General features: G+C 73.1%; 18 protein-coding genes. 8 read left to right on the forward strand and 10 right to left on the reverse strand.

The window, feature by feature from the left end; all coding sequences use genetic code 11:
* The first annotated feature begins 24 nt into the window (after positions 1-24).
* The 4 genes from ACZ4XX_RS30065 (at position 25) to ACZ4XX_RS30080 (ending at position 4340) form a co-directional block, all read left to right on the forward strand.
* Positions 25-771: an SDR family oxidoreductase gene (locus ACZ4XX_RS30065; protein ID WP_468511011.1), complete on the forward strand. Its 747-nt coding sequence runs from the start codon at positions 25-27 to the stop codon at positions 769-771.
* 106 nt (positions 772-877) lie between these two features.
* The gene (locus ACZ4XX_RS30070; RefSeq protein ID WP_468511012.1) at positions 878-2443 is read left to right on the forward strand and encodes a class I tRNA ligase family protein; all 1566 of its coding nucleotides are present in this window, start codon (positions 878-880) and stop codon (positions 2441-2443) included.
* 140 nt (positions 2444-2583) lie between these two features.
* Positions 2584-3909 carry a D-inositol-3-phosphate glycosyltransferase gene (gene mshA, locus ACZ4XX_RS30075; protein ID WP_468511051.1) on the forward strand — a complete coding sequence of 442 codons (1326 nt, stop codon included), beginning with the start codon at positions 2584-2586 and terminating at the stop codon, positions 3907-3909.
* 227 nt (positions 3910-4136) lie between these two features.
* A complete protein-coding gene (locus tag ACZ4XX_RS30080) occupies positions 4137-4340 on the forward strand; it encodes a hypothetical protein (protein ID WP_468511013.1) in 204 nt (67 codons plus the stop codon).
* Positions 4341-4447: 107 nt separating this feature from the next.
* Here the strand turns inward: ACZ4XX_RS30080 and ACZ4XX_RS30085 are convergent, their stop codons facing one another.
* The 7 genes from ACZ4XX_RS30085 to ACZ4XX_RS30115 form a co-directional block, all read right to left on the reverse strand.
* Complete coding sequence (locus ACZ4XX_RS30085; RefSeq protein ID WP_468511014.1) at positions 4448-5500, reverse strand: helix-turn-helix transcriptional regulator; 1053 nt, start codon at positions 5498-5500, stop codon at positions 4448-4450.
* A 126-nt stretch (positions 5501-5626) separates the two neighbouring features.
* Positions 5627-6652 carry a LuxR C-terminal-related transcriptional regulator gene (locus ACZ4XX_RS30090; protein ID WP_468511015.1) on the reverse strand — a complete coding sequence of 342 codons (1026 nt, stop codon included), beginning with the start codon at positions 6650-6652 and terminating at the stop codon, positions 5627-5629.
* A gap of 98 nt (positions 6653-6750) precedes the next feature.
* Positions 6751-7182 (reverse strand): Fur family transcriptional regulator, encoded by a 432-nt coding sequence (locus ACZ4XX_RS30095; protein WP_468511016.1) that lies wholly within the window; start codon positions 7180-7182, stop codon positions 6751-6753.
* Between the two features lie 194 nt (positions 7183-7376).
* Entirely contained in the window at positions 7377-8270 is an 894-nt protein-coding gene (locus ACZ4XX_RS30100) for an SAM-dependent methyltransferase (protein WP_468511017.1), read from the reverse strand.
* 168 nt (positions 8271-8438) lie between these two features.
* Positions 8439-8918, reverse strand: coding sequence for a GNAT family N-acetyltransferase (locus tag ACZ4XX_RS30105; RefSeq protein ID WP_468511018.1), 480 nt, complete (start codon positions 8916-8918; stop codon positions 8439-8441).
* Positions 8919-9065: 147 nt separating this feature from the next.
* Positions 9066-9983: a M56 family metallopeptidase gene (locus ACZ4XX_RS30110; RefSeq protein ID WP_468511019.1), complete on the reverse strand. Its 918-nt coding sequence runs from the start codon at positions 9981-9983 to the stop codon at positions 9066-9068.
* Complete coding sequence (locus tag ACZ4XX_RS30115) at positions 9980-10372, reverse strand: BlaI/MecI/CopY family transcriptional regulator (RefSeq protein ID WP_468511020.1); 393 nt, start codon at positions 10370-10372, stop codon at positions 9980-9982. The genes ACZ4XX_RS30110 and ACZ4XX_RS30115 overlap by 4 nt, the downstream gene beginning before the upstream one ends.
* Before the next feature lie 83 nt (positions 10373-10455).
* Between ACZ4XX_RS30115 and ACZ4XX_RS30120 the strand changes: the two genes are divergently transcribed.
* The gene (locus tag ACZ4XX_RS30120) at positions 10456-10623 is read left to right on the forward strand and encodes a hypothetical protein (protein WP_468511021.1); all 168 of its coding nucleotides are present in this window, start codon (positions 10456-10458) and stop codon (positions 10621-10623) included.
* 42 nt (positions 10624-10665) lie between these two features.
* Here ACZ4XX_RS30120 and ACZ4XX_RS30125 read toward each other — a convergent pair whose 3' ends face one another.
* The 3 genes from ACZ4XX_RS30125 to ACZ4XX_RS30135 form a co-directional block, all read right to left on the reverse strand.
* Positions 10666-11016, reverse strand: coding sequence for a metal-sensitive transcriptional regulator (locus ACZ4XX_RS30125; RefSeq protein ID WP_468511052.1), 351 nt, complete (start codon positions 11014-11016; stop codon positions 10666-10668).
* Positions 11017-11029: 13 nt separating this feature from the next.
* A complete protein-coding gene (locus tag ACZ4XX_RS30130) occupies positions 11030-13297 on the reverse strand; it encodes a heavy metal translocating P-type ATPase (RefSeq protein WP_468511022.1) in 2268 nt (755 codons plus the stop codon).
* Positions 13298-13519: 222 nt separating this feature from the next.
* Entirely contained in the window at positions 13520-13804 is a 285-nt protein-coding gene (locus ACZ4XX_RS30135) for a heavy-metal-associated domain-containing protein (RefSeq protein WP_468511023.1), read from the reverse strand.
* Positions 13805-13992: 188 nt separating this feature from the next.
* Between ACZ4XX_RS30135 and ACZ4XX_RS30140 the strand changes: the two genes are divergently transcribed.
* From ACZ4XX_RS30140 to ACZ4XX_RS30150, 3 genes are all read left to right on the forward strand, one after another.
* The gene (locus ACZ4XX_RS30140; protein WP_468511024.1) at positions 13993-15054 is read left to right on the forward strand and encodes a hypothetical protein; all 1062 of its coding nucleotides are present in this window, start codon (positions 13993-13995) and stop codon (positions 15052-15054) included.
* Between the two features lie 51 nt (positions 15055-15105).
* Positions 15106-15804 carry a copper homeostasis protein CutC gene (locus ACZ4XX_RS30145; protein ID WP_468511025.1) on the forward strand — a complete coding sequence of 233 codons (699 nt, stop codon included), beginning with the start codon at positions 15106-15108 and terminating at the stop codon, positions 15802-15804.
* Positions 15805-15871: 67 nt separating this feature from the next.
* Positions 15872-16777, forward strand: coding sequence for an aminoglycoside phosphotransferase family protein (locus tag ACZ4XX_RS30150; protein WP_468511026.1), 906 nt, complete (start codon positions 15872-15874; stop codon positions 16775-16777).
* Positions 16778-16815: the final 38 nt, after the last annotated feature.

Raw genomic sequence — 16815 nt, forward strand, 5'->3', positions numbered from 1 at the left:
TATCCGTGGGGAGAGCAGACACACATGAAATTCGAGAATCTGCGTGTCGTCGTGACCGGGGCGTCCCGCTATTTCGGTCGCGCGCTCGCCGTCGGATTCGCGCATCTCGGCGCCGAGGTCTATGTCTCGGCGCGGACCGTCGAGGCAGCCGAACGCACCCGTACCGACGTCATGGGCTCGGCCCGTGACCGGATCCACGCCTTCGGCTGCGACCTCAGCAGGCCGGCCGAGATCCGGGAGTTCGCCGCCCGGGTCGGCGAACGCACCGACCGGGTCGACCTGTTGGTCAACAACGGCGCCCGCTGGCTCGACGGCATGGACCTGGAAGCGGCCAGCGACGCCGAGATCGTCGAGACGATCGAGTCGACGGCCGGCGGCACGGTCCTCATGGTGAAGCACTTCCTGCCCCTGCTGCGCGGCTCGCTGCGGCCCGACATCGTCAACATGGTCGCCGTCCGCGACGCCGAGGGCGCCTCCGCCGCGGCCGCCGGCGCCGCCCACGAGGCCTTCTGGGCGGCGAAGAGCGCCCAGGCCGGATTCGCCGACATCCTCTCGCGGCGCCTCCGCCCCTCCGGCGTCCGTGTGTTCTCCCTCTTCCCGCCCGACTTCTCGACCTCCGACCCGCGGTTCGCGGAATGGGACGGCTCGAATCCGGACGGCGTGGCACCCGACGAGAAACTCACGACGCAGGCGCTCTTCGAATGCATCGTCTACGCGGTCGAGCAGCCCCGCGACTGCTTCATCCGCTCCTTCCACTTCGAGCCCCGCTGACCCCGCCACCCCTTCGAGCCCGAGCCCGCTGACCCGCCCTGCGCCGACAGCGCTCCGCCGCGCGCGACCGCTGAAGCCCACCGCACCACAGCGTCAAGGAGGTCCCATGAGCACCCCTGTCTGGATCACCGCGACCCCTCCCGCCACCCACGGCGAACTCCACATCGGCCACCTCGCCGGGCCGTACGTCGCCGCCGACGTCCTCACCCGCTATCTGCGCGCCGAGGGCGAGGCCGTCCGGTTCACCACCGGCACCGCCGATCACGCCAGTTCGGTCGAGGTCCGGGCGCTGCGCCACCACCGCAAGCCGGAGGAGGTCGCGGAGGGCTACCGGGCCGCGATCACCGCGGACTGGCTGCGGTCGGGCGTGGAGTTCGACCACATCGTGCGTCCGCGCCGCGACAAGGGATACGGACGCTGGGTGCAGGACCTCTTCGGGCGGCTCTTCGCGCAGGGCGTCATCGCCCCGCGCACCCGCCTCCTGCCGTTCTGCGAGCCGTGCGACCGCTGGCTGTACGGGGCGCACGCCACCGGCACCTGCCCGCACTGCGGCGCGGTCAGCGAGGGCGGCATGTGCCACGAGTGCGCGCGGCCGAACGACGGCGGCGACCTCATCGGCGCCCGCTGCGCGCTCTGCGACACCCCGGCGGTGGCCCGCCGCTGCCGCCGGCTCTACGTGCCCCTGGAGCCGTTCCGGGAGACGCTCGCCGACTACTGGGCGACGGCCGGGCTGCCGCCGCGGCTCGCGGCGCTGTGCGAGTCGCTCGTCGAGGACGGGCTGCCGGACATCGCGGTCGGCCACCCCGCCGAGTGGGGCCTCCAGGTGCCCGTCGAGGGCTTCCCCGACCACCGGATCGACGGCTGCTTCGAGTCCGCCGCGATGCACCTCTTCGGCTACGACGTGACGGGCCCGCTGCCCCGCCGCGCGATCCACTTCTGCGGCTTCGGGCACGCCTTCTGCCATGCCGTGCTGCTGCCGGTGCTGCTCCTCGCACAGGACGTCAAGCTGCCGCAGGAATTCAACGTCAACGAGTCGTACGTCATCGAGGAGGGCATCCAGGAGGGCAACGTCTGGGCGCTCGACCTGCTCACCGAGTACGGCTCCGACACCCTGCGCCGTCATGTCCTGCAGGCCCGCCCGCTGGGCCGCCGCACCGTCTTCCACCGGGAGCGGCTCGCCACCGCCCGCCGCGAGCTGGACGAGAACTGGAACAGCTGGCTGTCCCGGCTCTTCGCCGCCGTACGGGAGGAGTGCGGCGGCCTCGCCCCGCAGGCGCTGCCCGGCGGCACCGGCTGGGAGGTCCTGGAGCGGCGGCTGCACCGGGGCGTCGACGACCTGCGTGAGGCGTACGGCCCCGACGCCTTCGACCCGCGCAGGGCGGTCGCCGTCCTGGACGAGATGGTCCGCTCGGCCGCCGACTTCGGTCACGTGAACGCCCACGAACGCTGCCGGCCCAGCACCTCCTGCCGTCATCTCCCGGCGCTCGCGGCCCAGTTGGCAGTGGCTTCGGCCCTGTCGGCGTGGTCGCGGCCGGTGATGCCGGAGGGGGCGGACCGGCTGGCGGCGGCGCTCCACGCGGCGCCGGGCCGCCCGGTCGACTGGCATGCCCTGACGGCGCCCCTCCCGGGTACCCGTCTGGCGCCCCCGTCGGGTCCGGTCTTCGGATTCTGACGTTTCGTCCGCTCTCTTACTACTAAGCAACTAAGTAACCCCGTAGATCCCCCACCCCGCCGCGTGACCGTGCGCGCGCGAGCGACGCGCAGGGGCACGCGGCCTCCCCTCAGGAGCCCCTCGTGTCCCTGCGCGTCGCCATGCTCAGCGTCCACACCTCCCCGCTCCACCAGCCCGGGACGGGGGACGCCGGCGGCATGAACGTCTACATGGTCGAGCTCTCCCGCGCCCTGGCCGAACAGGGCGTGGAGGTGGATCTGTTCACCCGCTGCCGGGGCGAGGGGCTGCCCCCGCTCGTCGAGCTCGCCCCCGGAGTGCGGGTCCGGCATCTGCACGCGGGGCCGCGCCGGGCGCTGCCCAAGGAGGCCATGCCCGATCTGGTGGTGCCGTTCTCGCTGGCCCTGCTCAAGGAGGAGCGGCGGTACGACCTGGTCCACTCGCACTACTGGCTCTCCGGGCAGGCGGGCCGGATCGCCTCGGTGGGCTGGCGGATCCCGCTGGTGCACACCGCCCACACCCTGGCCCTGGTGAAGAACGCCTCGCTGGCCGCCGGTGACACCCCCGAGCCGGAGCTGCGGGTCAGGGGCGAGCACCAGGTGGCGGGCGCCGCGGACCGGCTGATCGCGAACACGGCGGACGAGGCGGAGGCCTTGCGGTCGCTGTACGGGGCGGCGGGGGAGCGGACCGAGGTGGTGCGTCCGGGGGTCGATCTGCGGACCTTCCGCCCGGGGGACGGGCGGGCGGCGGCGCGGGCCCGGCTGGGACTTCCGGCCGACGCGTTCGTGCCGCTGTACGCGGGCCGCATACAGCCGTTGAAGGGCCCGGACGTGCTCGTACGGGCGGTCGCCGAGCTGCTGCGGGAGTCACCGGACCTGCGCCGCCGGCTGCTGGTGCCGGTGGTCGGCGGTCATTCGGGCGCGACCCGCGAGGGGTCGGCGTGGCAGCTCGCCGCGGATCTCGGGGTGACGGATGTGCTGCGGCCCTTCCCTCCCGTACCGCAGGCACGGCTCGCGGACTGGTACCGGGCGGCGGACGTGCTCGTGGTGCCCTCGCGGAGCGAGTCCTTCGGTCTTGTGGCCCTGGAGGCGCAGGCCTGTGGGACCCCGGTGCTCGCGGCCGCGGTGGGCGGGCTGCCGACGGCGGTGTGGGACGGGGTGACGGGTCTGCTGGTGCAGGGTCACGACCCGGCGGAGTACGCGCGTCTGCTGGGCCGGTTCGCGGCGCACCCGGAGGTGGTGGGGACGATGGGGGAGGCGGCGGTGCGGCATGCGCACGGGATGAGCTGGCGGGCGTCGGCCGCGCGGACCGTCGAGGTGTACCGGGGGGCGCTGGCGGAGACGCGCCGGCCGGTGTTCCCGGGTGGGGAGCGGGCGGTGGGGGGGGGGGGGGGGGGGGGGGGGGGGGGGGGCGCCGCCCCCCCCCCCCCCCGACGGCCCCTCTCTCCTGGAGGAACGAGAAGGCCGTAGCACGAGTCTAGCATCTCTTTTGGTTCGACCAAAGATATGGAGAGCTCCGGATGCGTCAATTCCGTTGCGGCGACGGCGGATTGACGCATCCACGCCATGGCGAGTCCACGCAGAGAAGAACTATGGATCCGATTCGAGGGCCGGGACAGAATGGAGATGTCTTCAGGGAACGCCCGGCGGCACGGGCCCCGGAAGGCGGAATTCACATTCCAAGTCCTGGAGGAATCATGTCCGTTGCGCAGAACACCGGAATCCGTAAGACCGTCCGTCAGCTCCTGGTCGCGGTGGCCGCCTGTACCGCCGTCGCGGGCGGCGCCACCTTCGCCGTCGGCTCCGACGCCGACCACCCGGTCACCCCGCAGACCGTCGCCGGCATCGCCGAGGACAACGGCTGGCCGGTCGTTCCGCCGAAGCCGACCCCGACCAACTGACGTCGAACACCGGGAATTTCACCAGACAATTCCTCGCGCCGGGCCCCGCAATCGCTGCCACGATTGTGGGGCCCCGGTATTTTCGGACGCCGCCCGAATTCCGGCGGTCAGTCCAGCCAGCCGAGCCGCACCGCACGCGCCCCCGCCTCGAAACGGCTCGTCGCACCCAGCTCCTGCATCAGCTCCGAGATCATCCGGCTGACCGTCCGCAGCGACACCCCGAGGGTGCGCGCGATCCGCTCGTCCTTCATTCCCGAGGCGAGCATGTGCAGCGCCGCCCGCTGCTGCTCCGAAAGACCGTCGCCGCCCGCCTCCGCCGTCGTCTCGTTGCCGTACGGCGTCGCCGTGTGCCAGCAGTGCTCGTACAGGCTCAGATACGGCCGCACGAGCGCGCTGCCCCGCGCCAGGATCGCGCCCTCGCCGGGCTCCTCGGGCCGGATCGGCACCAGGGCGAACTGCTGGTCGGCGATGATCAGGTTCATCGGGACGACGGGCGCCAGGCGGATCTCCACGCCCAGCTCCGCCCGCTGCCCCAGGAACTTCTCCATCTGCGGGTCCGTGGCCTCCTGTCGGCCGTAGATGGCCCGCACCCGCACCCCGTTGGCGATCTGCCGCCGGTCCCGGTCGAGCATCCGGTCCGGGTTCTGCCGGCCCGGCGTCCCCGGGTGCAGCGCCGCCGAACTCTCCTGCATCACATCGGTGATGTCCTCGATGGCCTGCTGGATCCGGCGGTAGTCGGTCAGCGCCTCGACGTGCGCCCCCGCCTTCGTCAGCGCCTCGGCCCGCAGATAGGAACCCGCGAGGATCTCCAGCGTGCTGTAGGCCTCGTCCGCCTCCGCCAGGTGCTCCCGCAGCCGCTCCCGCTCCCGCTCCAGGAGCCGGAGCAGCGCGATCTCCGGGTCGATCGCCGCCACCGTGTCCGTCTCCGAACGCCAACTGCCGTCCTGGACCGCCGTGATGGTGGCGTGCGCCTGGCCGGTCGGCACGATCAGTCCCAGGGTGAGGAGTTCGCCGCGACATCGCTCGTACTCCTCCGGCGCGAGCCCGAGTTCTCTGCGGACCTCCTCGAAGTCCGAGACGCCCCGTCGGCGCAGCTCCTGGTACACGGCAAGCAGGACCTCGGTCGTGCCGTCCCCGATGCCGTCGCCCGCAGTGACCATGGCGAAGTGACCCCCTCATCCTCCGAGTCGCCCCGCCCTCACCTTGTCATACGGCTCGGCGGGAGTCCGTCGTGCTGTGCCCGTACCCGTGGCTGCGCTTACCGTGTCGCACCGGAACTCCTCGTACTAGGCCCCCTGTTCGGAGCCCTCACCGTCGAGCAGACCGAGCCGCGCCGCCTTCACCCCGGCCTCGAAGCGGCTCGCCGCGCCCAGTTCCTGCATGACCTCCGACAGCAGACGGCTGACGGTCCGGAGCGACACCCCGAGACTCCGCGCGATCTGCTCGTCCTTGATGCCCGAGGCCAGCATGTGCAGTGCGGCCCGCTGCTGGTCGGACAGTCCGTCGCCGTCACCGCCGCTCCCGCCGGGCTCCTCGCCGTACCGGGAGGCCGCCTGCCAGCAGTACTCGTACAGGGCGAGATAGGAGCGGACGAGGCCGGGACCGCGGGCCAGGATGGTGGGCGAGTCCGGGTCGTGCGGGTCCGTGGGCAGCAGGGCGAAGTTCTCGTCGGCGAGGACCATGTTCATCGGGACGACAGGGGAGAGCCGCAGTTCCACGCCGAGCGCGGCCCGGTCGGCCAGATGCTGGGTCATCTCGGGCACGGTGCCGACCCGCCGGCTGTACATGGCGCGGACCCGCACCCCGCGGGCTGCCCGGCAGCGGTCCCGGTCCAGCTCGGCGGCCATGTCCTCACGCCGTACGGACCCCGTGTGCATGACGTGGACGGCGGTGCGGACGGACTCGGTGAGCTCGGTCAGCTCGCGCAGCACCCGCTGCGGGTCGGTGACGATCTCGACCTCGACCTCGGAACGGGGCACGGCCCCGGCACGCAGGAACGGTCCGGCGAGGGATTCGAGGGCGGTGTGCGCGCGGCTGGTCGCGGCGAGACGCTGCTGGAGCCGGTCACGCTCCCGGCGGAGCAGTCGCAGCAGGGCGACGTCGGGGTCGACGACGGTCCGGTCGCCGGAGGGGCCCGAGGCGGTGAGTCCTAAGGAGGCGAGCTCCTCGCGACATCGCTCCCGCTCCTCGGCGGAGAGCTGCAGGCCGTCCGCGACCTGGTCGAAGGTGGTGCCGGGGCGGGTGCGGAGTTCCTGGTAGACGGCGAGAGCCTGCTCGCTGCCCGCGCGGGACACGGCGGCGTTTCTGGACACGGCGCAGCAGACTCCCCTCGGATCCACGCGGATCCTGTTGAATCGCCCCGCTAGACCCTGCCACAGAATCGAACGACACGCACGGAGTTGAACGGTGCTCAGGCGGCGGGGGCGCTCGCCCGGCAGTCGGGGCACAGGCCCTTGAAGACGACCTCCGCGTCGTCCACGCGCCACTCCGGAAGGGCGCCCTCGGGCGCCGCAGGAGCGGCCGCCGCGACGTTCTCCACGCGGCCGCACACCGTGCACAGCGCGTGCTGGTGCGCGGGGCCCGAGACCTCGAAGACCGCGGGCAGGCCGGGCCGGTCGAACTTGCTGACCAGGCCCGTCTCCTGGAAGTGCCGCAGCATCTCGTACACGGCCTGGCTGGTCAGCGTGCCGAGCCGCTCGCGGGCCGTGGTGGTGATCGCCTCGACGTCGAGATGGCCGCCGGCGGCGAGCACCGTGAGCACCTCCAGGCGCGGGCCCGTGACCCGCAGCCCGACGTCCCGCAGGCGCTGGATCACCGCCTCGCGGCCCGTCAGCTCTTCCACGCCCGCCATCTTCTCCGCCCGCCCGCCATCTGGTCGGCTCAAACTTTTGTGGGCATCGTACCTCTTGCTCGTCAACCTCGTCAGGGCTCTTCGTCCGTCCGGTCGCCGTCCGTCGGCCGCGGTCGTCCGGTCAGCTGTGCGTCGACCGCCCGCCGACGGCCGTCCGGCCGTCCGGCCGTCCGGTCGGCCGCCGGTCAGTCGTCCGTCCGGCACACCAGCAGGACGGACTCGGTCCGCTCGTCGATCCGGTGCCGCCGCCGGCCCTCGATGTGCAGGCCCGCCGAGTGCAGTTCCGCCGCGAGCCGCTCGGGGTCGACGATCCACTTGTCGGTGGTCAGCACGACCCGCTCGGTGGACAGCTTCCCGGTCCGCGCCGCGTAGTACGTGATCCGTTCGCTCATCGACTGCAGGTCGAAGACCTGCCGCGCCACCACCCACTCGTCGATGCCGTCGAAGCGGGGCACCTGGAACGCCCAGGTCCGCTGCGGCTCCGTGATGAGCCCCGGCAGCCGGTGCGCCGTGTAGTCGAGGGCGAGCGCCCCGCCCGACTGCAGATGGGACGCCACCTCCCGCAGCAGCCCGGGCCGCCGCGCCGGGGGTACGGCGGTGACCATCGCACCCGCGAGCAGCGCGAGCCGGTAGCTGCCGTCAAGCCGGAGCTCGGCGAGGTCCGACCGGTGGGTGACGACGAGCCCGGCCACCTGCGGACCGATCCGGCGGGCCCAGCTGTCGAGGCGCTCGAGGGCCGAGGCGTCCCGGTCCACGGCTTCCACGGCGAAGCCGTGCCGGGCGAACGGGACGGCGAGCCGCCCGGCGCCGGAGCCGAGGTCCAGAACGGGTCCGCCGGTGGAGCGGGCGAGGCTGAGGTACCGGACGATGTCCGCGCTGTGCGGGCCGAGCAGGGCGTCGTGCAGCCAGACGGAGTTCTCGTCGGCGGAGGAGACGGATTCGAGCCCGGGCAGGGTGTCCGAGGTGACCCGGACGCCGGCCCCGGGGGCGGGTCCCGGCTCCTGGCCGTATCGGGACGGCAGGACCGGAGCGAACGCTGCGGGCACGACGGGCAGGGAAGTGCCGCTCGGTGTGTGCATCGCTCCTCCAGGGGCTCGCTCGGTCCATGCCGTCCGGACGCGCACCCGTGCCGCCGGGACCGCGCCGCTGAACCCATCCTGACCTGGGGGAGGAACCCCGATCCACCGGATCGGGCTGCGTGAACACGCGATGGCGTGGATCTGCCACGCCCTGGAGTACGGCGGTCGCTACAGCGTTCTGCTCCAGCGCCGGGCGGAGAGGGCGACGAAGCCCAGGTGGCTGTAGAACGGCAGTGCGGGGTCCGCCTCCGCGGGGAGCTCCACCCGCTGGTCCCGTGCCCCGAAGCTCCGCATCCGTTCCGTGGCCGCCGCCAGCAGGGCCGTACCCACACCCCGGCGGCGGGAGCCGGACGCCACGGCGAGGGCGTACACCTCGCCCTCGCCCGGCACCGGGACACCGCCCGCGGCGACACCGACGACCGTGCCCTCCGAGTCCGTCGCGACGAGCCAGCCGAGCCAGCCGGGTGCGCCCCCGGGAATTTCAATTTCCGCGCGTATGCGGGGGAGTGCGCATTGTGCGGAGATCAGTCGACGCATCGGGATTTCGTCCAGGATTCCCGCGTAGCTGCTCCGAATGGCGTCGGCGAGCAGCCTGGATATCGTCGTCGCATCGCCGGCCGCGGCCGTCCGAACGCCAGCCAGCTGCATCGGTTTTGTACCCTTCGACGTGCCGAACCCGAGCCCCAACATACCCACGATAGCGGGGAATTCAGTTGTTCGTGACCGATGCGAAATCTACGAATTCGCTTAGTAAATAGCGCGGTTCGGCCTGTCGGACGTGCTGAAGCGAGTCAATTAACCGGGGAAGGAACAGCACGCGACGATCAAGGGCGTCATCGCGAGACCGGCGGCCATGATGGTCATCAGGCCGCGCAGGACGGGATGCCCGGCACTGTGCGGGGTGAGGATGCGGCGCATCCGCAGCGCCGCCGACGGCCCGCCCGCCGCGAACGCCGACCGTGGCGCCCGCCCCGACGCGAGCGCGTACAGCGCCGTGGCCAGCGCGTCGCGCGTGCACCGGCGCAACGCCCGGTCGTCCGCCGCCATTTCGAGCAGCAGCGGTACGGAGTCCACCCCGTGCCGGGCGAGCGGCAGGCGCGAGAAGACGGCGGCGAAGGCCTCCGACGCGGCGACGAGGAGATGGTGCCGCCCCGCGATGTGGGCCCGCTCGTGCGCGAGCGCCGCCGCGAGCTGGGCGGGCGTGAGGGCGTCCACCGCGCCGGAGGAGACGACGACCCGGCGCGAGCGGCCCGGCAGGCAGTACACGGCGGGGCGCGCGTCGTCGAGGACGGTGGCCCGCAGCGCGGGGTCGTACCGGCCGACGAGCCGCAGCACCCCCGCGTGCCGCACCCGCACCCGGCGGGCCCTGACCAGCCGGAGGGCGAACGCGGCGGCGGGCGTCGAGAGCACGGCGAGGGAGGCCGCGAAGGCGAGCCGCTCGCGCCCGTCGAGGCCCAGGAGCTGCTCGACCGTGGGCGGTTCGAGCGCGAACATCATGTCCGCGAGACGGTGGCTGCCGGCGCTCGGCAGGATCAACTGGGCCGGCAGCAGGGCGATCGCGGCGGCGAAGGCGGTGCCGCACGCGGCCCACACGCCGAGGGCGAGCCGGGGTGCCTGCTGGGCCCAGCGCGCCCGGACGAGCAGCCAGGGGACGAGGAAGCCGGTGACGACGACGAGGCCGAGCGGGACGAGGACGTGATGGTTCACGTTCACGCTCCGCTCCCGCCGCCGAGGTGCGGGTCGTGCTCGCCGCGGGCGGCGCGGAGGGCCGCGTCGAGGGCGTCCATGTCCTCGTCCGAGATGACCTCGACGAACCGGAGGAGGGCGGCGGGGCGGTCCTGGCTGTCGCCGAGGGCGTCCCGCATCAGGCCGGCGGTGTACTCCTCGCGGCTGCGGACGGGTTCGTACAGCCAGGCCCGGCCGGCCTTCTCGCGGCGGAGCCAGCCCTTGCGGTGCAGGATGTCCGCGACGGTCATGACGGTCGTGTAGGCGACCCGGCGGCCGCGGTTGATGTCGTCGACGATCTCGCGGACCGTGGCGGGCCGCTGCCAGGCCCACAGTCGGTCCATGATCTCGGCCTCCAGCTCTCCCAGCCGGCGCACGTGCATCCCCTCCCCCTACGGGCGGCTCATCGTACGGGCCGCCCCCCTCGCTCAGATATACCCCCCAGGGGTACGCTGAGGGGATGTCGACCCTGCTGAAGATCCCTCCGCGGAACCGCCCCTGCGCGAAGGTCTGCGACTCCGGCCCTCCCGGAACGGTGGAGCTGGCGCTCCTCCGGCAGCTGCTCGGCCTCTGTCTCCGGCTGAGTCTCACGCTGTCCGCCGACTGTCCCTCGCGCAAGGGCGGTTGACACTCCCCTGCCGGTCCGTCACGAGTCCGTCAGGTCGCCCGGTCACGTCCGGATCAGCCGGGCGATCGCCTTCGACGCCTCGCCCACCTTCTCCTTCGCCTGCTCCCCGCCCTGTGCGATGGCCTCCGTGACGCAGCAGCTCAGGTGCTCGTCGAGCAGGGCCACCGCACAGGACTGGAGGGCCGCGTTGATCGCGGAGACCTGGGTGAGGACGTCGATGCAGTAGACGTCCTCGTCGACCATCCGCTGCACCCCCCTGACCTGCCCCTCGATCCGGCGCAGGCGTCTGATGACGTCTTCCTTGTGCTGTCCGTAACCGGCCACGACGGGCTCCTCGGAGATTCGGCGGGGAAGGGTGGGTCCGCCGGTGGATTCACCGGCGGACCCGTCGATCGGTGGAGGTCCCTCAGCGGTCGGCGGCCTGGAAGCCCCGCAGGCGGAGGCTGTTGCCGACCACGAAGACCGAGGAGAAGGCCATGGCCGCGCCCGCGATCATCGGGTTGAGCAGTCCGGCCGCGGCGAGCGGCAGGGCCGCCACGTTGTAGGCGAAGGCCCAGAAGAGGTTCGAGCGGATCGTGCCGAGCGTCTTGCGGGAGAGCCGGATCGCGTCGGCCGCGGCCCGCAGGTCTCCCCGTACCAGGGTCAGGTCGCCGGCCTCGATGGCGGCGTCCGTTCCGGTGCCCATCGCCAGGCCCAGGTCGGCCTGGGCGAGCGCGGCGGCGTCGTTGACGCCGTCGCCGACCATGGCGACCGAACGGCCCTCCGCCTGGAGCCTCTTGACGACGTCGACCTTGTCCTGCGGCATGACCTCGGCGATCACCTCGTCGATGCCGACCTCGGCGGCGACGGCTTCGGCGACCGCCTTGTTGTCACCGGTGAGCAGGATCGGGGTGAGGCCGAGCCCGCGAAGCCGCCGGATGGCCTCCGCGCTGGTCTCCTTCACCGCGTCGGCGACCTCCAGGACCGCGCGGGCCTCGCCGTCCCAGGCCACCGCGATCGCGGTCCTGCCGGCCTTCTCCGCGGTGTCCTTCGCGGACTTGAGGTCGGCGGGCAGCGCCATGGCCCACTCGTCGAGGAGCTTCTCGCGGCCGACGAGGACGGCGTGGCCGTCGACGATGCCCTGGACGCCGAGGCCGGGGATGTTGGCGAAGTCCTCGGGGGTGGGCAGGGTGCCCACTCTGGCGGCGGCGCCGGTGGCGACGGCCTGGGCGATCGGGTGCTCGGAGGAGTGCTCCAGGGCGCCCGCGAGCCGCAGGACGTCCTTGTCGTCGACTCCTTCGGCGGTGTGGACCTTGATGAGCGTCATCCGGCCGGTGGTGACGGTGCCGGTCTTGTCGAGCACGATCGTGTCGACCTTGCGGGTGGTCTCCAGGACCTCGGGCCCCTTGATGAGGATGCCGAGCTGCGCGCCGCGGCCGGTGCCGACCATGAGGGCGGTCGGGGTGGCCAGGCCGAGGGCGCAGGGGCAGGCGATGATCAGGACGGCGACGGCGGCGGTGAAGGCGGCGGTCAGCCCCTGTCCGGTGCCCAGCCAGAAGCCGAGCGTGCCGAGCGCGAGGGCGATGACGACGGGGACGAAGACGGCCGAGATCCGGTCGGCGAGGCGCTGGGCGGCGGCCTTGCCGTTCTGCGCGTCCTCGACGAGCTTGGCCATCCGGGCGAGCTGGGTGTCGGCGCCGACACGGGTGGCCTCGACGACGAGGCGGCCGCCGGCGTTCAGGGTGGCGCCGGTGACGGAGTCGCCGACGGAGACCTCGACCGGGACGGACTCGCCGGTGAGCATCGAGGCGTCGACGGCGGAGGAGCCCTCGACCACGGTGCCGTCGGTGGCGATCTTCTCGCCGGGGCGGACCAGGAAGCGGTCGCCGACCTGGAGTTCCGCGGTGGGCACGGTGACCTCGCGGCCCCCGCGCAGGACGGTGACCTCCTTGGCGCCCAGGTGCATCAGCGCCTTGAGCGCGGCGCCCGCCTTGCGCTTCGAGCGGGCCTCGAAGTACCGGCCGGCGAGGATGAAGGCGGTGACGCCGGCCGCGGCCTCCAGGTAGATGTTCCCGGCGCCGTCGGTGCGGGCGATCGTGAACTCGAAGGGGTGGGTCATCCCCGGCGTGCCGGCGGTCCCGAAGAACAGCGCCCACAGGGACCACAGGAACGCGGCGATCGTGCCGACCGAGATCAGCGTGTCCATGGTGGCGGCGCCGTGCCTGGCGTTGGTCCACGCGGCGCGGTGGAACGGCCAGGCGGCGTAGACGACGACCGGCGCGGCGAGCGTCAGGCTCAGCCACTGCCAGTACTCGATCTGGAGCACCGGGACCATCGCCATGGCGATGACCGGCACGGCGAGGGCGACGGCGGTGACCAGCCGCTGCTTGAGGGGGCGCAGCTCCTCGTCGGCCTTCTCCTCGTCGGAGGGGCCGTCGGGGGCGCCGGAGGTCTCGGAGCGTGGGGGCGCGGGCTCGGCCGCGGTGTAGCCGGTGGCCTCGACGGTGGCGATGAGGTCGGCGACGTCGATGTCGGCGTCGAAGGTGACCTTCGCCTTCTCGGTGGCGTAGTTGACGGTGGCCTCGACCCCGTCCATCCGGTTGAGCTTCTTCTCGATGCGGGCCGCACACGAGGCGCAGGTCATGCCGCCGATGGCGAGCTCGACCTGGGCGGTGCCCGGTGTCGTCGTTGTCATTAGCTCTTCCTGCTCCTCTTTCTTGGGGCTCGGTCTGCCTCCGGGGCGCCGGAGCCGGGCTCACGGACCCGACCGTGCTCGCCTCCCTCGTACCTCGGGAGGCTCCGCGCGCTCGGGTCCGTTCCCCGGCGCGCCCCTTCGGCTCACTCGCCGGTCCCGGGGGTGGAGGCGCTGGTGTGCGGGGCGGCGGTTCTCGAGCCGGGCGGCCGAGGGGGCTGTCGGTCAGGCGCGGCCGGTGAGCTCGTAGCCCGCGTCGTCGACCGCCGCGGTGATCGCCGCGTCGTCGGGCTCGCCGCCGGTGGTCACGGTGACGAGGCCGCCGGTGACGTCGACGTCGACGGAGATGACGCCGGCGAGCGCGCTGACGGACTTGGTGATCGCGGTCTTGCAGTGGCCGCAGGTCATGCCGGAGACGGCGTAGACCGTGACGGTGCTGTCGGCGACCGCGACGGCGGTGGTCTCCGTGGTGGTCGAGCAGCTGTTGTCGGGGGTGCAGCAGGAGCCCATGGCTTCTCCTCGGTCGGTTCCGGCGGGACGGGATACCCTCGGGGGGTATCTGCTTCGGTTCCATGTATACCCCCCTCCCGTATTCGACGCAAGCAGCCCCCCGGCTTGACTTGATACCCCCCAGGGGTATGGTGAAGTGCATCGAACGGCTACCGACGCCGCCACCACCCACGTACGGGAGAGCAGCCATGAACACCGGAGTGAAGATCACTGCCTATGCCGCCGCACTCGCCGCGACCTTCGGGGCCGCCTACGGGGTGGGCGCGGGCGTCGGCCCCGTCGAGGAGCCGAAGAAGGCCGGGCACGGGGAGCACGCGGCCGCGCCCGCGCCGTCGAGGAGCGCGGCGGCCGACGGCCACGCCGGGCACGAGGAGGGCGCCCCCGCGGACACCCCCGCCCCCGCGGACACCCCCGCCCCCGCGGACGCGCCCGCCGCCGCGGACACCCCCGGCGGCCTCCAGGTCTCCGAGGGCGGCTACACCCTGGCCATGGAGACCCCCGCCCCCGCCGTGGGCAGGAGCACCCTGAAGTTCTCCGTCAAGGACTCGGCCGGCAGGAAGGTCACCGCGTTCACCACCGAGCACGGCAAGGAACTCCACTTCATCGTCGCCTCGCGCGACCTCGGCACCTTCCGCCACCTGCACCCCGTGAAAGGGGCCGACGGCACCTGGTCGGTGACCGCCGACCTGCCCCGCGCCGGCGGCTACAAGGCCTTCGCCGACTTCAAGCCCGCCGCGCCCGGCGCCCGGGGCATCACGCTCGGCGTCGACCTCTCCGTACCGGGGGCGTACGCGCCGAAGCCGCTGCCCGCCGTCGCCCCGACCGCCACCGTCGACGGCTACCAGGTCCGCCTCGGCGGCACCCTGGACCCCGGCAAGGCCGGCGAGCTCCGGCTCACCGTCACCAAGGCCGGAAAGCCGGTCACCGACCTGGAGCCGTACCTCGGGGCGTACGGGCACCTCGTCGCCCTGCGCGCCGGTGACCTCGCCTACCTCCACGTGCACCCGAACGGGGGCGGCCCCGGCCCCGACGTCTCCTTCACGGCGACGGCGCCCAGCGCGGGCACGTACCGCCTCTTCCTCGACTTCCAGCACGAGGGCAAGGTCCGGACCGCGGCCTTCACGGTGACGGCGGGCGGGTCCGGGGCAGGGTCCACGGGGTCCACGGCCGGGTCCGCGGCCGGCGAGAAGGTGCCGGCTCCCGCAGCCGGTGAGGCCACGCACGATGCGGGAGACCACGCACACGGCTAGGCTGGCATTGGACTAGACCTGTAGAGACGCATTCATGGAGGAATGGGCTCGATGAGCAACCGTGCAGTCCTTGAGGTGATCGCCCTCGACGAGGAAGACGCGGTCGCTGCCCAGACCGGTGGAGCCGACCGGCTCGAACTCGTCACCGACATGGCCGCGGACGGACTCACCCCGTCCCGGACCGGCTTCGCGGCCATCCGTTCCGCCGTCGACATCCCGCTGCGCGTGATGCTCCGCCTCACCGACGGCTTCGCGGCCGGCGGCCCCGACGGCGTCGACGCCCTGGTGGCCCGGGCCCTCGACCTGCGCGAGGCGGGCGCCGACGAGTTCGTCCTCGGCTTCCTCACCCCCGACGGCGAGCCCGACCTGGTGGCCGTCGAGCGCCTCATCGCCGTCCTCGACGGCTGCCGCTGGACCTTCCACCGGGCGATCGACCGCGCCGACGACCGCGACGGACTGCGCAAGCGGCTCGCCGACCTGCCCGGCCTCGACACCTACCTGACGGCCGGCGCAGCCACCGGCGTCGACGACGGCCTCGCCACCCTCAAGGCCGAGGCCACCCGCGCGGGCGAGCCCGGCTACGAGGCCCGCATCCTCGTCGGCGGCGGCCTCCGCCTCGACCACCTCCCCGAACTGCGCGCGGCAGGCCTGGACGCCTTCCACATCGGTGGCGCGGCCCGCCCCCGGGGCTGGGCGGCCCCGGTCTCGGCGGACGCGGTACGGGCGTGGCGCGAGGCACTGGACGCGTAACCACCACGCGCGGGGGTCCGCGGAAATCGTGTGGCCCGCCGCGAGGGGGCTCGCTAGCCTCCCCCGTATGACAGCCACCCCGACCCGACCCGACGAACCCGACATCGACACCGCGCTCGTCGAGAGGCTCGTCGCCGGGCGGTTCCCCGAGTGGGCCGGCCTCCCGGTCCGCGCCGTACGGTCGGCCGGCACGGACAACGACATGTTCCGGCTCGGGGACGACCTCGTCGTACGGCTGCCCCGGGCCCCGTACGCCGCGCGCCACGTCGAGAAGGAACAGCGCTGGCTGCCCCTGCTCGCCCCGCACCTGCCGCTGGACGTCCCGGTCCCGGTGGGGCGGGCCGGGGCGAGCGCGGAGTTCCCGCGACCCTGGTCGGTCTACCGCTGGCTCGACGGCGACGACACGTACGACGTCCCGCTCACCGACCTCGCCCACGCGGCCGCGACGCTGGGCCGCTTCGGCGCGGCCCTGCGCACCGTCGACGCGAGCGACGGGCCCGCCTCCTTCCGGGGCGGCCACGTCACCTCCTGGGAGGACGGTCATCTCCCGGGCGCGATCCGCGACTTCGGCGCCGAGGGCCTGATCGACGCGGAACTGGCCACGGCCTCCTGGGAAGCCGTCCTGCGGCTCCCGCAGTGGGACGGCGCGCCCGTCTGGGTCCACGGCGACCTGCTGCCCGGCAACCTGCTCGGCCGCGAGGGCCGCCTCAGCGCCGTCATCGACTTCGGCGGCGTCGGTACGGGCGACCCGGCCTGCGACATGATGCCCGCCTGGACCCTGTTCACCGCCGACACCCGCCCGCTCTTCCGCGAGGAGGCCCGCGTCGACGACGCGACCTGGGCGCGGGGACGCGGCTGGGCCCTGGCCTGGGGCCTGGTGACCGAGCACTACTTCCGCGAGACGAACCCGGTGCTCGCGGCCGTCGCCCGCCGCACCCGCGCCGAGGCGCTCGCGGAGTACGCGACGCTGTAGACCGGCGGCATCGGCGGCACCGGCCGCTCAAGCAGCTT

The sequence above is a fragment of the Streptomyces sp. NPDC029956 genome (genome assembly GCF_055574655.1).

Bases quoted from the DNA above. Each gene is read 5' to 3' on its own strand.
- ACZ4XX_RS30150 (WP_468511026.1), top strand. From the start codon at position 15,872: ATGACAGCCACCCCGACCCGACCCGACGAACCCGACATCGACACCGCG.
- ACZ4XX_RS30130 (WP_468511022.1), bottom strand. From the start codon at position 13,297: ATGACAACGACGACACCGGGCACCGCCCAGGTCGAGCTCGCCATCGGC.
- ACZ4XX_RS30135 (WP_468511023.1), bottom strand. From the start codon at position 13,804: ATGGGCTCCTGCTGCACCCCCGACAACAGCTGCTCGACCACCACGGAG.
- ACZ4XX_RS30080 (WP_468511013.1), top strand. From the start codon at position 4,137: ATGTCCGTTGCGCAGAACACCGGAATCCGTAAGACCGTCCGTCAGCTC.
- mshA (WP_468511051.1), top strand. From the start codon at position 2,584: ATGCTCAGCGTCCACACCTCCCCGCTCCACCAGCCCGGGACGGGGGAC.
- ACZ4XX_RS30100 (WP_468511017.1), bottom strand. From the start codon at position 8,270: ATGCACACACCGAGCGGCACTTCCCTGCCCGTCGTGCCCGCAGCGTTC.
- ACZ4XX_RS30105 (WP_468511018.1), bottom strand. From the start codon at position 8,918: ATGCAGCTGGCTGGCGTTCGGACGGCCGCGGCCGGCGATGCGACGACG.
- ACZ4XX_RS30065 (WP_468511011.1), top strand. From the start codon at position 25: ATGAAATTCGAGAATCTGCGTGTCGTCGTGACCGGGGCGTCCCGCTAT.
- ACZ4XX_RS30120 (WP_468511021.1), top strand. From the start codon at position 10,456: ATGTCGACCCTGCTGAAGATCCCTCCGCGGAACCGCCCCTGCGCGAAG.
- ACZ4XX_RS30085 (WP_468511014.1), bottom strand. From the start codon at position 5,500: ATGGTCACTGCGGGCGACGGCATCGGGGACGGCACGACCGAGGTCCTG.
- ACZ4XX_RS30070 (WP_468511012.1), top strand. From the start codon at position 878: ATGAGCACCCCTGTCTGGATCACCGCGACCCCTCCCGCCACCCACGGC.
- ACZ4XX_RS30145 (WP_468511025.1), top strand. From the start codon at position 15,106: ATGAGCAACCGTGCAGTCCTTGAGGTGATCGCCCTCGACGAGGAAGAC.
- ACZ4XX_RS30140 (WP_468511024.1), top strand. From the start codon at position 13,993: ATGAACACCGGAGTGAAGATCACTGCCTATGCCGCCGCACTCGCCGCG.